Genomic DNA, 15,710 nt, shown 5'->3' with positions numbered 1-15,710 from the left:
TATCAAATGCGCAAGTATCCTTTTTACCAAAAAAATATTAATATATATAAGGAAAAAAATCAATGAAATTGTTGAGAAAAAACTGGGTTTTTATTATAATGTCACATGAACGAAAAGATTAAAAAATTAGGAGAAATATAATGGAAGCTAAAAAGAAAAATGTACCATCCTTTGATGTAAAAGGTTTCTTTTCAAAAGAGAATTATCCTCTTTTGTGTTTAATATTTTTAGGAATTTTTGCTGTGGTAGCTATCGTAGTATCAATAATTGCATTTTCTATTAATCCAGTTATTGCCTGCGTTATGGTTATCTTAGAGGCCGCTCTTGCAGCTACACTTAACAAAATTCCACTTTGGATCCATGGCCTTGTTTTTATTGCACAGATTGTTTGCGGAATCATGGCATCACAGGTTCCATTCATGCTTTTCATGGCATTTATTTATGTTTTTTCAACTGTATTTTTATATATTTGGGCAAATAAATAATGAATAAGATAAACTATCAAAAGGAATTAGATAATTTAATATCAAATTTAAAAGAAGGCCAAGTGCCTTCTTTATTATTACATAGCTGCTGCGCACCTTGTAGTAGTTATTGTATTGAATATCTTAGTCAGTTCTTTAATGTTACGGTTTTTTATTACAATCCTAATATTTATCCTGATGAGGAATATTATCATAGAGTGAAGGAGCAGCAGCGTTTTATTAAGGAGTTTCCTACAAAGCATCCAGTAGACTTTATCGAAGGAGATTATGATAAGAATAGCTTCTATCAAATAGCTAAAGGACTGGAGCATGAGCCAGAAAAGGGAATGCGATGTCACAAGTGTTACGACCTTAGACTTAGACGTACTGCGCTTGTAGCAAAAGAAAAAGGGTTTGACTTTTTCACAACAACACTTACAATATCACCAATGAAAGATTCCCAGGTACTAAATGAGATAGGCCTTTCAATTGCAAAGGAGCTTGGAGTTAATTGGCTACCTAGCGATTTTAAAAAGAAGGAGGGCTATAAAAGAAGTACAGAGATTTCAAGGGAATATGATATGTACAGGCAGGATTATTGCGGCTGCGTGTATTCATATAATGAGAGACAGTTGTTTAAGGCACAAAATATGGAGGATTAGTTATGGCACAGTTGTGGGGTGGAAGATTCACCAAGTCTACAGACCAGATGGTTTATGATTTCAATGCATCTATCAGCTTTGATCAAAAGCTTTTTGAGCAGGATTTGCGTGGTAGCAGAGCGCATGTAAAAATGCTTGCTGCTATAGGGGTTATCTCCGAGGCTGAACGGGACCAGATTCTTGCAGGACTTGATGGGATTGAGGCTGATGTTAAAGGCGGCTCTTTAGAAATCACTTCTGAATATGAGGATATACATAGTTTCGTGGAAGCGAATCTTATAGATAGAATAGGTGATGCTGGCAAGAAGCTTCACACTGGACGAAGCCGTAACGACCAAGTGGCTCTTGATATGAGACTTTATACAAGAGATCAGGTGGATGCAACCTCTGATGTACTTTTGCATTTGCTTGAAACCATTCTTGGAATAATGGAAGAGCACATCGATACAATAATGCCAGGCTTTACACATTTGCAAAAGGCCCAGCCAATCACTTTGGCTCATCACATGGGTGCATACTTTGAGATGTTAAAAAGAGATGTACTGCGCTTAAAGGATATTAGAACCAGAATGAATTATTGCCCTTTAGGCTCTGGTGCTTTAGCTGGTACTACTTATCCTTTGGATAGATATATGACAGCTGATCTTTTGGAATTTGATGGCCCAACTCTTAATTCTATGGATGGTGTGTCAGATAGAGATTATTTGATTGAGTTTTTATCAGCTCTTTCTACTATTCAAATGCATTTATCTCGTTTTTCTGAAGAGGTGATTATTTGGAATAGTAACGAATATCGTTTTGTGGAAATAGATGATGCCTATTCAACGGGCTCATCAATTATGCCTCAGAAGAAAAATCCTGATATTGCAGAGCTTGTCAGGGGAAAGACTGGCAGGGTATACGGAGCATTGATGTCACTTCTTACCACAATGAAAGGTATTCCACTTGCATACAATAAGGATATGCAGGAGGATAAGGAGCTGGCATTTGATGCTATGGAAACAGTTCATGACTGTATAGTTTTGTTTGATGGAATGCTTGCTACTATGACCTTCAACAGTGGCATCATGGCAAACAGTGCTAAAAATGGATTTACAAATGCTACAGATGCTGCAGATTATTTGGTTAATCGTGGAGTACCTTTCAGAGATGCACATGGAATAATCGGACAGGTAGTACTTTATTGTATAGACAGGGGAATAGCTATCGATGATATGTCTTTATCTGAGCTTAAGGAAATATCACCTGTTTTTGAGGAGGATATTTACGATGCTATTTCAATGGAAACCTGTGTAAATAAAAGATTAACAGTAGGCGCTCCTGGACATGATGCTATGGTAGAGGAGATTAATTCTTGTAAAGAATTTCTTGAATCTTGCCGAAGTTAAACAATAGATAGTAATTAGTATAAATATTCAAAATAAACTTGCTTTTTTTAGTGACTTTGATTATAATGCCATTTAATGACGGACAAATGTCCGCGTGGCAAAAACAATAATGAGGAGATGTTTGAAATGAGCGAGAAATTAAAAGTCGGTATTCTTGGTGGAACTGGTATGGTTGGTCAGAGATTTATTTCTCTACTTGAAAATCATCCTTGGTTCGAGGTAACAACTATTGCAGCTAGCCCACGTTCTGCAGGGCAACGCTATGAAGATGCGGTAGGTGGACGTTGGAAAATGGACACACCTATGCCAGCAGCTGTTAAGGATATTATTGTAAAGAACGTTAACGAGGTGGAAGAGGTTGCAAAGGAAGTAGATTTTGTTTTCTCTGCTGTAGATATGTCGAAGGACGAGATTAAGGCAATTGAGGAAGCTTATGCCAAGACAGAGACTCCAGTTGTTTCAAACAACTCTGCTCATAGATGGACACCTGATGTGCCAATGGTTGTTCCTGAAATCAATCCACAGCACATGGAGGTTATCGAGTTCCAGAAAAAGAGACTTGGTACAAAAAGAGGTTTTGTTGCAGTTAAGCCTAATTGCTCTATTCAGTCTTATGCACCAGTGCTTACAGCTTGGAAGGAATTTGAACCATACGAAGTAGTTGTTACTACATACCAGGCTATTTCAGGTGCAGGTAAGACATTTAAGGATTGGCCAGAGATGGAAGGAAATATCATCCCATTTATTTCTGGTGAGGAAGAGAAATCTGAAAAGGAGCCTCTTAGAATCTGGGGTAAGATTGAAAATGGCGTAATTGTACCAGCAGATGATGTTAAGATTACAAGCCAGTGTATCAGAGTTCCGGTTTTAAATGGTCACACAGCTGCAGTATTCGTTAAATTCAAAAAGCAGCCTACAAAACAGCAGCTTATTGATGCTATTAACAATTTCTCAGGAGTACCACAGGAGCTTAAGCTTCCTAGCGCACCAAAGCAGTTTATAAGATACATGGAAGAAGACAATCGTCCACAGGTTGCTCTTGATGTTGATTATGAGAATGGCATGGGCGTTTCTGTAGGACGTATTCGTGAGGATAGCATTTACGATTGGAAGTTCGTTGGATTATCACATAATACAGTTAGAGGCGCTGCTGGTGGTGCAGTTCTTTGTGCAGAGCTTTTAAAGGCTCAGGGCTATATTTCAGCTAAATAAATATATACTTCAATCCCGTATCTACAAGGTACGGGATTTTTTATTAAATTCAAATAAAATTCTTTTTTAGTGTAGTCTGCTAAAGTAAAATATGTTATTATATTACTCGAATTATTGGTTATCGTATCTAATTAGGGAGAATGGATTATGACACACACTAATGAAGTAAAGAAACTGGATGGGTTATATCAATCTGCAGACAATAATTTTGTCTTATTGTATGGAAGGCAGGGCTGTGATAAGGAAGGACTACTAGACGAATTTACCACTGGTAAGGCTTATTTTTACTATCGAAGTCGTCAATGCTCTGATGCTAAACAGTTACACTATCTTGATAAGCAGATTAGTGAAACATACGATAAGCCTGAGGGCAGTGCAAGCTTTGAGGAGGTCTTTAGAAAATTTAGATCAAAGGATGGCTCTAAGCTTGTAGTTATCATTGATGAAGCACAGTATGCGGTTAAAAAGACTAATAATCTCCTTGAAAGTCTCAAGGCCTTAAAAAACAAAAAGCTTTATCCTGGCAAGGTTATGATTATTCTTGTCAGCTCATCTATCGTTTGGTCGGAAAATACGCTTTTAGAACTTGCTCCTGAATCAAAGAATTATATAGATGAAAAGATTAAGCTTGAAAATCATACCTTCCTTGATGTGGTTAGGGCTTTTCCTAATTACACTGTGGCACAGTGCGTGAGCACTTACGGAATCATTGGTGGTGTTTCAGAATATCTTGATAGATGGAACGGTAGAAAATCTATTAAGGCTAATGTGTGTGAAAATATTCTTTCCCCTACGGGATTTCTATATTCAGCAGCTGAAGGATATATATCTTCAGAACTTAGAGAGCTTTCTTGCTATGATACAATCCTAGGTTCAATTGCTGCAGGCCATGAAAAGTTAAATGATTTATTTGAAGATACTGGCTATTCAAGAGCTAAGATTTCTGTTTACATGAAGAATCTTGCTGCATTTGATGTTATAGACAAGGTGGTTTCCTTTGAAACTGGTGGATGGGATAATACCAAAAAGGGTATCTACCGAATTGTGGATCCATATATAAACTTCTGGTTTACATTTATATATCCACATTTGTCAGAGCTTATATCTTACACACCAGAAAAATTCTACGACACTTTCATTGAGCCAAAGCTTGATGAATATTTACAGGGATATTTTGTAGATGTGTGTCGCGAATATTTACATCTTTTAAATATGGTAGGTCAGCTTCCTATTAAGCTTGTGAAGATTGGTACATGGCTTGGTAAAGAAGGCACCATCGATGTAATAGGTCAAAGTGATAACAGAGAAAATGTTGTGGGTATATGCAATTGGACAGAAAAGTCAATGGGCTATGATTCTTATGAAAAGCTTCTTGAATCAATGGGCCAGGCAAAAATAACAGCAAATACTATTTTCCTTTTCTCAGCTACCAGATTTGATAGCAAGCTTCTAGAGCTTTCAAAGGAAAATAAATCTATTGTTCTGGTAGACATGACAGAGCTGTAATTGATATAATTAAATAGTTAATAATGTTTGAAGCCTTTGCACTTTTTGCAAAGGCTTCGACTTTTGTTAATTTTAAAATTAATTTTTAGGGAGTTTAGTGATTTGGGAAAGAGTTTAATTATCACAGAGAAACCATCTGTTGCGAGAGATTTTGCTAGAGTGCTTAAGGTATCGGGCAATCAGAATGGATTTATTGAAAATAATGAATATGTGATTAGCTGGTGCTATGGACACTTAGTTCAAATGGTTTATCCAGAAGAATATGATATTAAATATAAAAACTGGAATTTAGAGGATTTACCATTCCTTCCAAAGGATTACAAGTATGGAGTAGTTGAATCCGCTAAAGAGCAGTATAAGGTTGTAAATGGTCTTCTTCATCGTGAGGATATTGACACTGTTTATTGGGCAGGTGACTCGGGAAAGGAAGGACAGACAATCGAAGAAAATATTAGAAATTTTGGTGGTGTTCGAGAGGGCATGACCGAGCTTCGTGTATGGATTGATTCCCAGACTGATGAAGAAATTATCCGTGGTATTAAGGAAGCCAAGCCTATGAGTGATTATGCTAAACTGGGCGCTTCTGGAATTATGCGTACTATAGAGGATTACAGCTTGGGCATTAATTTTTCTCGCGCACTTTCTGTTAAATATGGAAGATTAATTAACGATGCTGCAGCTACCACCAGTTACTCAGCTATAGCTATCGGTCGTGTTATGACTTGTGTGCTTGGTATGGTAGTTGAAAGGGAGCGAGAAATACGAGGCTTTAATGAAGATCCTTTCTTCAAGGTTATAGGAAAGTTTTCTGATGTAAATTTTCCTGCTGAATGGAAGGCAGTTGAAAGCTCTAAATATTTTGAGTCACCATTATTATATGGGGATAAGGGAAATGGCTTTAAAGAAAAAGCTTCCGCTGAAAAGTTAATTGACGATTTAACTGATAAAGATGCTGTAATATCTGGTAAAGATGCTGGAATATCTAAGAAAAAGGCACCCCTGTTATTTAACTTAGCGGAGCTTCAGTCTGAATGTTCTAAGAGATTTAAAATATCTCCTGCCCAGACTCTTGATATTATTCAGGAGCTTTACGAAAAGAAATATACTACCTATCCTCGTACAGATGCCAGAGTCCTTACTACAGCAGTAGCAAAGGAAATAAATAAAAACTTAAATAAGCTTCAGTCTTATGGACCTACCGCTAAATATGTTCATGAAATTTTGGCAGATAGAAAATATATCGGCATTGAAAAGACCAACTATACAGATGATAGCAAGGTTACCGACCATTATGCCATTATTCCTACAGGTCAGTGTAATGGTATCGAGAATCTTTCCAGTCTTAGCCAACGAGTATATGATTTGATAGTACGCAGATTTCTGTCTATATTCTACCCACCGGCTGAATATAAAAATGTTAAGCTTGAAGTTAAGATTGAATCAGAAAGTTTTTTTGCCGGAGCTAAATTGTTAGTCAAACCTGGTTACCTAGAAATAGCCGGACTTCCAAAAAATAAAAATGCAGACAATCCAGAGGAAAACGAAGATTCTGATAATGAAGAAGAGGATTTTTCAAAGGAAAAGTTCGTTGAATTCGTGGAAAATTGTAATATTGGGGATTCCATCAATGTAAATACCTTCGTATTAAAAGAGGGAAAAACCTCCCCTCCAAAGAGATACACCTCTGGTTCGCTTATTCTTGCTATGGAAAATGCAGGAAAATTAATTGAGGATGAAGAGCTGAGAGAGCAGATCAAAACCACTGGTATTGGTACTTCTGCCACTCGAGGTGAAATTCTTGAAAAGCTGGTAAGAATAGGATATTTGAATCAGAATAATAAAACTCAGGTTATCACTCCTGAAAAGTTAGGAGAGATGATTTACGAGGTTGTTTTATTAACCACCCCTAGCCTTCTAAAGCCAGAACAAACTGCAAACTGGGAAAAGGGCCTTGAGGGGATTATCAATGGAACTGTAGAGTTTGCAGATTATCGCCAGGAGCTTGAGGAATATATCCGCTCAGAAACTAAAAATATGATAGAGCAGGATCTTACTCAAACTATTGCACTTAATATCAATCAATTTACCGGAAAGGAATCAAAGGGCCTTGCCACCAGAAAGCCACTTGGTATTAAGTGTCCTGCCTGCGGTGGCGAACTCACTACCACATCCTTTGGATATGGCTGTAGTAATTACACGAATGATGAAATTAAATGTAGATTTAGCATTGGTACTATAGCTGGAGTGGACCTTGATGAGGAACAATTTAAAAAGCTTATTCTAGAAGGTAAGACAGATTTAATAGAAGGCTTCAAGAGTAAATCAAACAAACCTTTCAAATCTGTACTTAAGCTTGGTAAAAATGAGGATGGGGAGTTTAATGTAAGCTTCGATTTCTCAGAAACTCCAACTGAATATATTGAAGATTTATTCTGTCCTGTTTGTGGCGGAAGAATCGTAAAAACTGGTTATGGATTTGCCTGTGAGCATCGCTTTCAGGAGGAAAACCAATGCTATTTCTCTGTTGGAGAAATAGCAGGACGTAGGCTTTCAGAGGAGGAGCTTAGAAAGCTTTTAGCTGATGGCATTACAGATGTTTTAAGCGGTTTCAAATCTAAAACTAATCAAAAGTTTAGTGCAAAGCTTCAGCTTAAAGAAAATGAAGAAGGCAGAAAGGTATTAAGCTTTAATTTCGATGGAATTGAAGCCGAAAAGCTGGAAGGCTGTAAATGTCCAGATTGTGGAGGGGATATTTTAATTCGCCCAAGCGGTTTTGGCTGCGCCAATTTCAGCTCAAAGGATGAAAACTCTTGTAAATTTTATATAGGAAAGACCATCGCTGGCAAGAATATTGGTGGTGGCGCTGTTACAGAACTTTTGCTTAAAGGAAAGACAGAAACACTTCGAGGCTTTAAAGGCAAGTCTGGTAAGAAATTTGACGCAAGACTAGTACTTAAGAAAAACGAAGAGACAGGAAGAACAGAAGTAGTATTTGATTTTGATGATGTAGAGCCAAATTATATTGCTGATGTTAAGTGTCCAGATTGTGGTGGCAGAATTATAAAGACAAATTTTGGATTCGCCTGCGAAAAGTATTTTGATCAGGAAAATAAATGCGGCTTTGTTCTTGGTGAAATAGCTTCTAAAAAGCTTACAGATGCTGATGCTAAAGAATTATTAACAGAAGGCAGATCCAAAACAATACGCGGCTTCAAAGGAAAGTCTGGCAAGAAGTTTGATGCATGCCTTGTGCTTAAGAAAAATGAAGAGACAGGTAAAACCGAAGTATCCTTTGATTTTGACAATGTTGAAGCAAAGGATATTAAGGATGTAGTTTGCCCTCTTTGTGGAGGAAAGATTGTTGTAACACCATTTGGATATGGCTGTAGCAATTATAAAAAGGATGATCCTGATAATTCCTGCGGCTTTAATATAGGCCAGGTTGCTGGAGTAAAGCTTAAAGAAGCACAGGTAAAGGAATTATTAAAAGAAGGTATAACATCTACTATAACTGGCTTTAAATCAAAGAAGGGTACAAAGTTTGATGCTAAGCTGGCACTTAATAAGGATGAAACAGGAAAGGTATCTGGTATCAAGTTTGTTTTTGAGGATGATGAAAAGGTTCTTCCTAATGTTAAGTGCCCAAAGTGTGGTGAGCCTATAATTAAGAATCATTTTGGTTATCATTGTAAAAATAATGTTAGGGATAATGTAGACAGCTGCAGCTTCTATGTGGGCAAGATTGCAGGTGTTGATATTCCGGAAGATCAATTCATTAAATTAGTTAATGAAAAGAAAACTGATGTTATCACTGGATTTTTGAGTAAAAAAGGTTTATTCTTTGATGCGAGAATAAAGCTCAATGATGAATTCAGAACAGAATTCGAATTTGAAAATTACAATGGTCAACAATAATGCATGATAGGAGTATAAACATGAAACAGTGCAAAATTAAATCTATGTATAATTTAAGCGAGACTATCGCAAAGGATTTATTTGAGGGTAAGGAATATCCTTGGGAGGTTCTTCCAGAGATTTCTGATTTTATTAAGAAGCTTGGTCCTACTCTTGATCCAGAAAAGTATGAGAAGAGAGGCGAGGATATTTGGGTAGCAAAATCTGCTACAGTTTTCGATTCAGCATATCTTCACGGTCCACTTATCATCGATGAAGATGCAGAGGTTAGACAGTGTGCCTTTATTAGAGGTTCAGCTATCGTAGGTAAGAACTGCGTAGTTGGTAACTCTACAGAGCTTAAGAACGTAGTTCTTTTTAATAATGTTCAGGTTCCACATTACAATTACGTTGGAGATTCTGTTTTAGGCTACAAGTCACACATGGGTGCTGGTTCTATTACATCCAATGTAAAGCAGGATAAGACACTTGTTGTTGTAAAATCTCGCGATGGAGAGAAAATTGAAACAGGATTAAAGAAATTCGGAGCTATGCTTGGAGACAACGTTGAGGTTGGTTGCAATTCTGTACTGAATCCTGGTACTGTAGTTTGCCCTCGTTCAAATGTATATCCTCTTTCCCCAGTTCGTGGAGTTGTAGAGGCTGACAGCATTTTTAAGAGCCAGGACAACATCGTTAAGAAAAATTAATTATTTTAAATATCTTGGGACTCATTCTTTATAGAATGAGTCCTTTTTGGTAAAATGTATAAAGACTATTTTATTTGGGAGGAAAAAAATGGGATTAATACAAGCATTTAAAGGTTCAGTTTCAGGTGAACTTGCTAATCAGTGGAAAGAACTGTTTGTCTCAGATTCCATGTCTGCTGATACTTTAGTTAAAAGAGCAGACCATAAGGTTTCTGGAAGAAGCTCTAATACAAAAGGGGATGCTGACGTAATTACAAAGGGCTCTGCCATTATTGTTAATGAAGGTCAGTGCGCTATTTTGGTTGATAGCGGAAAGGTTATAGATGTGGCAGCAGAGCCAGGTGCTTATGAGTGGGAAGAGAACGGCTCAGCATCAATTTTTGCTGGAGATTTCGGCGATATTTTCAAGGAGTTTGGCCGTAGATTTACTTTTGGCGGTGAAAAACCAGTTCAGCAGAGGGTTTATTTTGTAAACACAAAGGATATTGTTGGACTTAAGTTTGGTACACCTAGCCCAATTCCTTTTAGAATTCTTGATAATAATGTTGGTCTTGATATGGATACAACTCTTAAATGTAACGGAAATTACAGCATGAGAGTTTCTGATCCTACTCAGCTATATGTTTCTTTGGCTGGAAATGTTAAGGATGAGTATACAATAGAAGATATTCAGGACCAGCTTAGAGCTACATTTGTTGCAGCTTTACAGCCAGCTCTTGGAAAGCTTACTAATTTAGGTGTAAGACCTTCGGCAATTCCTAGTTACACTAAGGAAATGTCTGAAGCTATGGGAGAGGAGCTTAACTCAGATTGGACAAATAAATACGGTCTTGCAATTACATCTGTTCAGATTCTTACAACTATAATTCCTGATGAGGATGCAGCTACTCTTAAAGAACTTCAAAAGACTGGTGCCTTTAGAAATCAGTCTATGGCAGGTGCAGCATTAATAGGTGCACAGGCAGAGGCTATGAGAAATGCAGCAAGCAATCCTAATGGGGCTATGATGGGCTTTATGGGAATGAATATGGCAATGCAGGCTGGTGGAGCAAACGCTCAGGATTTATTAAATGCTGGAGCAGCTACTGCAGGTGCTAATCAGATACCAGGTGCAGCAAATGGCGGCACAGCTACAGGAAATAGATGGTTCTGCCCAAATTGCGGAAATGAAAACTTTGGTAATTTTTGTGTAAATTGTGGTACTAAAAGACCATAGTTAGGAGATTTAAATGGCAACAATGTTTCCCTGCCCTAATTGTAATGGGCAACTGATATTTTCTCCTAAGTCAGGAAAATTAAAATGTACTTCCTGTGGTCATTACTATAAATCCGCAGACTATAAAAGTCCTGTAAAGATTGAAGAGGCAGGTATGGATACGAGAATCTATATCTGTCCAAATTGTGCTGGAGAAATACAGCTTATTGATAACGATGGTATGGAGTTTTGTCCATATTGCGGAACTCAGGCTACTATGGAGGAAAAATTCTCTAAGACAGGTGTTCCAAAATACATTATTCCTTTTACTATCCATAAAGAACTTGCTAAGGAAAAGTATGAGAAAGCGACAAAGGGTATTCCCTTCACCCCTGATGGACTAAACAAAGATGAGAATATAAATAAGATGGTTGGATTATATATGCCATATTATCTATATGATTTTGAGTTACACGACAGCTTTGAGTATAGGGGAGAGCACATTTATGCCCTTGGGGATTATGAATATACTGATAAGGCTAATGTGAATTTGTCCTATGATGTAGACCATATTCAAATTCCTTATGATGCTTCTCAATCTTTGGATGATACTATTTCAAGTCAATTGGAACCCTTCTCAATGGAGGATTTACGTGAATTTAATCCAAATTACTTAGCTGGCTTTTATGTTGAAAATTCTACAGTGGATATGGAATTATATTTGGGAGAATCAACAGAAAAAGCAATTGACTATCTTAAGCAAAAGACAAAAAAAGAGACTTGTAGTTATCCTCTGAATTCTGAGGAGGAAAAGAAAATAAATAAAGAGCTTATTAACAAAATAAAAAGCAATGGTACTGAAGGTGTTTATTTGCCAATGTATTTTTTGACTACAAGCTATGGAGATAGAGTAGCCTATTCTGTAATCAATGGCCAAACTGGTAAGACCTATGTGGATATGCCAATTGATAAAAGAAAACTTTTTAGAACAGGCTTTATAACCTCTATTTTTATTTTCATTATTTTATATTTAAGTAGTTTTATTGCAAGTTTTAGTTATGATATAAAGAATCTTTGCGTCTTTGCTGCACTAGTTTCTTCGCTTATTGCCTATATAGGTGCAAAATTAGCCTACAAGACATATCGATTTGACAATCATTTGGATGATAAGGGGTATTTTGCATCAAGGGAAAATCTTTCAAAAACCATGCGCGTGCAGAGTGTTGAGCAAAAGAAATCTAAGAGCATAAAAAGCGTTATAAGTAATGGTCTGGCTACCCTTGGTGTGGTTGGAATAGCGTTATTATTTTTTGCGCCAATAGCTTTTTATTATTTTGTTGAGGCATTGATTGTTTTGCTACACTTTTTTAAGTTTACCTGCTATTTGGCAAGTATTGTGCTGGTTGTTTTTGCATTAATAAGCGTCAAAGAAGGGGATAAAAAGGTTATGAGCCTTGGCATAATCAGCTGGGGAATGGCCTTGATTGTACGACTAATTAATTTACCTAATGATTTCGTTTATTACGGTGCACTTATTGTTGTATTTGTTGTGATTGTTATTTCTGTCAAAGCAATTGTTGATGAATACAACAGATATGCAACACACCCATCTCCACAATTTTTAAAGACAGGAGGAGGGCTTAATCGTGCGTAAATTATATTATTTTTTGATTTGCTTCATTATGCTTTTGGCTATATCCTATAGTGCCAAAGCTGCAGCTTCCAATGTTTATATTGCTGATGACGCGAAGCTTCTTACAGAGGATGAACGTGATGATTTGCAAAAGTATTTAGAATCTCTAGATGGAAATTTAAATTATGTTGCTGTAACTACAGAGGAAAATGATTTTGGCAGAAGCACTGATGAAATCTTGGAGTCTTATTATAATAATAAATATGATGATACTCAGGCTGGAATTGCTTTCATCATAGACATGTATCACAGAGAAATCATTCTTTCAGGCTATGGTGACACCAGATTTTTATTAAAAAAATCCGACGAGCAGGATGTTACAGATAATGTATATAGATATGCTATGAATGGAGAATATTACGACTGCATATTGAATGCCTTTGAACAGGCTGATGTTATCGTGAATGATGGCTTTGTGCTTCGACCTATGCGAATCATTGTTACAGCACTAATATCGCTAATTATTGGGTTCTTGCTGCCATTTTTCATAGCAATGCGAAAGAGATCAAAGCTTAGCCTGGATACAGAAGAACGTGAGATTATTATGACAGGAGCGGGAGTTATTGCTACAGCTACTGTTTATGATACTGCAAAACGACATATTGTAAGGGCTGTTGAATCTTCTGGCTCATCTTTCGGAGGCGGCTCATCTTATAGCGGAGGTTATAGTGGCGGCCATTCAAGTAGCCATTCAAGCAGCCATTCAAGCGGTTCTTTCAGTAGTCATTCATCTGGTGGACATTCAAGCGGCGGTCACAGTTTCTAAAGATTTAGATAATTTTTTAACAAAATCCTAAATTAAGACTTTACTAAATACTCAGAAAGTGAGAAAATGTAATCAATAACGCGCAAGTGCGCTTATTTATCATGTCATTAATGTAGTAGCAATATGTTAATGGTATTTGAACGAAGAAAGGAGTTCTACAATGATTTACACAAAAGAAGTAGAAAACATGTGTCCTGTAGCAAAGGGCGCAAAGCATGAACCAGCTCCTATCCCAGAAGAGGGAAAATGGGTAAACGCTAAGCAGATTACTGACATTAGCGGTTTCACACACGGTGTTGGCTGGTGTGCTCCACAGCAGGGTGCCTGCAAATTATCTTTAAATGTTAAGAATGGTATTATCGAGGAAGCACTTGTTGAGACAATTGGTTGCTCAGGTATGACTCATTCAGCAGCTATGGCAGCTGAGATCCTTCAGGGTAAGACAATCCTTGAGGCTCTCAATACAGACCTTGTTTGCGATGCAATCAACACAGCTATGAGAGAGCTTTTCCTTCAGATCGTTTACGGACGTACACAGTCTGCATTCTCTGATGATGGTCTTGCAATCGGTGCTGGTCTTGAGGATCTTGGAAAGGGTCTTCGTTCACAGGTTGGTACAATGTACGCAACAAAGGAAAAGGGTGTTCGTTACCTTGAAATGGCTGAAGGCTATGTAACAGGTATCGCACTTGATGATGATAACGAAGTTATCGGATATCAGTTTGTTTCTCTTGGAAAGATGACAGACTTCATTAAGAAGGGTGATGATCCTAACACAGCATGGGAAAAGGCAAAGGGCCAGTACGGTCGTGTTGACGATGCTGCTAAGATTATCGATCCACGTCAGGAATAAAATAGGAAAGGAGAAACAAAAATGGCTTTATTTGAATCATATGAGAGAAGAATTGATCAGATCAATGCAGTTCTTAATAAGTATGGTATCAGCTCAATTGAAGAAGCTGAGAAAATCACAAAGGACGCAGGTCTTGATGTATACGAGCAGGTAAAGAAGATTCAGCCTATCTGCTTCGAGAACGCTTGCTGGGCTTACACTGTAGGTGCTGCAATCGCTATTAAGAAAAACTGCCGCAAGGCTGCTGATGCAGCTGCAGCAATCGGAGAGGGACTTCAGTCTTTCTGTATCCCAGGTTCTGTTGCTGATCACCGTAAGGTAGGTCTTGGACATGGTAACCTTGGAAAGATGCTCCTTGAGGAGGAGACAGAGTGCTTCTGTTTCTTAGCAGGTCACGAGTCATTCGCTGCTGCTGAAGGTGCTATCGGTATCGCTGAAAAGGCAAACAAAGTTCGTCAGAAGCCACTTCGCGTTATTCTTAACGGTCTTGGTAAGGACGCTGCTCAGATTATTTCACGTATCAACGGTTTCACATTTGTTGAGACAAAGTACGATTACAAGGAAGCTAAGCTTAACATCGTTTCAGAGAAGGCATACTCAAACGGTCTTCGTGCAACAGTTAAGTGCTACGGCGCTGATGACGTTCAGGAAGGTGTTGCTATCATGCATCACGAGAACGTTGGTGTTTCTATCACAGGTAACTCTACAAACCCTACACGTTTCCAGCATCCAGTAGCTGGTACATACAAGAAGGAATGCGTAGACCTTGGTAAGAAGTACTTCTCAGTTGCTTCAGGTGGTGGTACAGGACGTACACTTCACCCAGATAACATGGCAGCAGGTCCTGCTTCATACGGTATGACAGATACTCTTGGACGTATGCACTCAGATGCTCAGTTCGCTGGTTCATCTTCAGTTCCTGCACACGTTGAGATGATGGGTCTTATCGGTATGGGTAACAACCCAATGGTAGGTGCTACAGTTGCTGTAGCCGTATCAGTTGAGGAAGCTGCTACAGCTGGTAAGTTCTAATTATACTTAAATTATTAAAGAGCTCTCAGGCTTCCTGAGGGCTCTTTTTTACTTTATAGGAAATTTCTCCTTCGGAGAAATCTTGAACTAAAAAGGCCCGCGCGGAGGCGGGCATGAAAACAAGAAGTATTACTTAGAAGATATAAAAACCTTCTGCACCTACTTCATCTTCTGGATCAAAATCATCATCTTCAAGGAAATAGTGCATATCTAATAAATCATCATCGCTCATAGCTTTGATGTCAGATGCCGTCATTCCTTCAGGTGGATTTTGGATATATTTAGTTCTTATTTCATCTACAGGATTGTTGTTACTAATAAGAATCACCTCCAAG

General features: G+C 37.8%; 13 protein-coding genes. 12 read left to right on the top strand and 1 reads right to left on the bottom strand.

The features are described from left to right. Positions 1–140: 140 nt before the first annotated feature. The 12 genes from BM097_RS00065 (at position 141) to BM097_RS00010 (ending at position 15,375) form a co-directional block, all read left to right on the top strand. Positions 141–485, top strand: a complete 345-nt coding sequence (locus BM097_RS00065; protein WP_090544662.1) for a hypothetical protein — start codon at positions 141–143, stop codon at positions 483–485. After that, entirely contained in the window at positions 485–1,126 is a 642-nt protein-coding gene (locus tag BM097_RS00060; protein WP_090544660.1) for an epoxyqueuosine reductase QueH, read from the top strand. The genes BM097_RS00065 and BM097_RS00060 overlap by 1 nt, the downstream gene beginning before the upstream one ends. A 2-nt stretch (positions 1,127–1,128) precedes the next feature. Further along, positions 1,129–2,514, top strand: coding sequence for an argininosuccinate lyase (gene argH / locus BM097_RS00055; protein WP_090544658.1), 1,386 nt, complete (start codon positions 1,129–1,131; stop codon positions 2,512–2,514). A 126-nt stretch (positions 2,515–2,640) separates the two neighbouring features. Beyond that, positions 2,641–3,726 (top strand): aspartate-semialdehyde dehydrogenase, encoded by a 1,086-nt coding sequence (asd, locus tag BM097_RS00050; RefSeq protein WP_090544656.1) that lies wholly within the window; start codon positions 2,641–2,643, stop codon positions 3,724–3,726. Between the two features lie 147 nt (positions 3,727–3,873). After that, on the top strand, positions 3,874–5,232 hold the full coding sequence (locus tag BM097_RS00045) for an ATP-binding protein (protein ID WP_242944624.1): 1,359 nt from the start codon (positions 3,874–3,876) through the stop codon (positions 5,230–5,232). Positions 5,233–5,334: 102 nt separating this feature from the next. Next, positions 5,335–9,147, top strand: coding sequence for a DNA topoisomerase III (locus BM097_RS00040; protein WP_090544652.1), 3,813 nt, complete (start codon positions 5,335–5,337; stop codon positions 9,145–9,147). Between the two features lie 20 nt (positions 9,148–9,167). Then, the gene (locus tag BM097_RS00035; protein WP_090544650.1) at positions 9,168–9,836 is read left to right on the top strand and encodes an acyltransferase; all 669 of its coding nucleotides are present in this window, start codon (positions 9,168–9,170) and stop codon (positions 9,834–9,836) included. Between the two features lie 88 nt (positions 9,837–9,924). After that, positions 9,925–11,052: an SPFH domain-containing protein gene (locus BM097_RS00030; protein WP_090544648.1), complete on the top strand. Its 1,128-nt coding sequence runs from the start codon at positions 9,925–9,927 to the stop codon at positions 11,050–11,052. A gap of 256 nt (positions 11,053–11,308) precedes the next feature. Next, positions 11,309–12,685: a hypothetical protein gene (locus BM097_RS00025; protein WP_143084928.1), complete on the top strand. Its 1,377-nt coding sequence runs from the start codon at positions 11,309–11,311 to the stop codon at positions 12,683–12,685. Further along, positions 12,678–13,490 carry a TPM domain-containing protein gene (locus BM097_RS00020; RefSeq protein WP_090544644.1) on the top strand — a complete coding sequence of 271 codons (813 nt, stop codon included), beginning with the start codon at positions 12,678–12,680 and terminating at the stop codon, positions 13,488–13,490. The genes BM097_RS00025 and BM097_RS00020 overlap by 8 nt, the downstream gene beginning before the upstream one ends. A 160-nt stretch (positions 13,491–13,650) precedes the next feature. Further along, complete coding sequence (locus BM097_RS00015) at positions 13,651–14,343, top strand: iron-sulfur cluster assembly scaffold protein (RefSeq protein WP_028243594.1); 693 nt, start codon at positions 13,651–13,653, stop codon at positions 14,341–14,343. 21 nt (positions 14,344–14,364) lie between these two features. Further along, entirely contained in the window at positions 14,365–15,375 is a 1,011-nt protein-coding gene (locus BM097_RS00010) for a GGGtGRT protein (protein WP_074789019.1), read from the top strand. 133 nt (positions 15,376–15,508) lie between these two features. Here BM097_RS00010 and BM097_RS00005 read toward each other — a convergent pair whose 3' ends face one another. Further along, positions 15,509–15,709, bottom strand: a complete 201-nt coding sequence (locus tag BM097_RS00005) for a hypothetical protein (RefSeq protein ID WP_443197879.1) — start codon at positions 15,707–15,709, stop codon at positions 15,509–15,511. Position 15,710 lies beyond the last annotated feature (1 nt).

Source organism: Pseudobutyrivibrio sp. OR37, assembly GCF_900113655.1.
Classification (GTDB): domain Bacteria; phylum Bacillota; class Clostridia; order Lachnospirales; family Lachnospiraceae; genus Pseudobutyrivibrio.
This window is presented reverse-complemented; position numbering and strand designations above follow the sequence as displayed.

Bases quoted from the DNA above. Each gene is read 5' to 3' on its own strand.
- BM097_RS00035 (WP_090544650.1), top strand. From the start codon at position 9,168: ATGAAACAGTGCAAAATTAAATCTATGTATAATTTAAGCGAGACTATC.
- BM097_RS00060 (WP_090544660.1), top strand. From the start codon at position 485: ATGAATAAGATAAACTATCAAAAGGAATTAGATAATTTAATATCAAAT.
- argH (WP_090544658.1), top strand. From the start codon at position 1,129: ATGGCACAGTTGTGGGGTGGAAGATTCACCAAGTCTACAGACCAGATG.
- BM097_RS00065 (WP_090544662.1), top strand. From the start codon at position 141: ATGGAAGCTAAAAAGAAAAATGTACCATCCTTTGATGTAAAAGGTTTC.
- asd (WP_090544656.1), top strand. From the start codon at position 2,641: ATGAGCGAGAAATTAAAAGTCGGTATTCTTGGTGGAACTGGTATGGTT.
- BM097_RS00010 (WP_074789019.1), top strand. From the start codon at position 14,365: ATGGCTTTATTTGAATCATATGAGAGAAGAATTGATCAGATCAATGCA.
- BM097_RS00015 (WP_028243594.1), top strand. From the start codon at position 13,651: ATGATTTACACAAAAGAAGTAGAAAACATGTGTCCTGTAGCAAAGGGC.
- BM097_RS00025 (WP_143084928.1), top strand. From the start codon at position 11,309: ATGGAGGAAAAATTCTCTAAGACAGGTGTTCCAAAATACATTATTCCT.
- BM097_RS00030 (WP_090544648.1), top strand. From the start codon at position 9,925: ATGGGATTAATACAAGCATTTAAAGGTTCAGTTTCAGGTGAACTTGCT.
- BM097_RS00045 (WP_242944624.1), top strand. From the start codon at position 3,874: ATGACACACACTAATGAAGTAAAGAAACTGGATGGGTTATATCAATCT.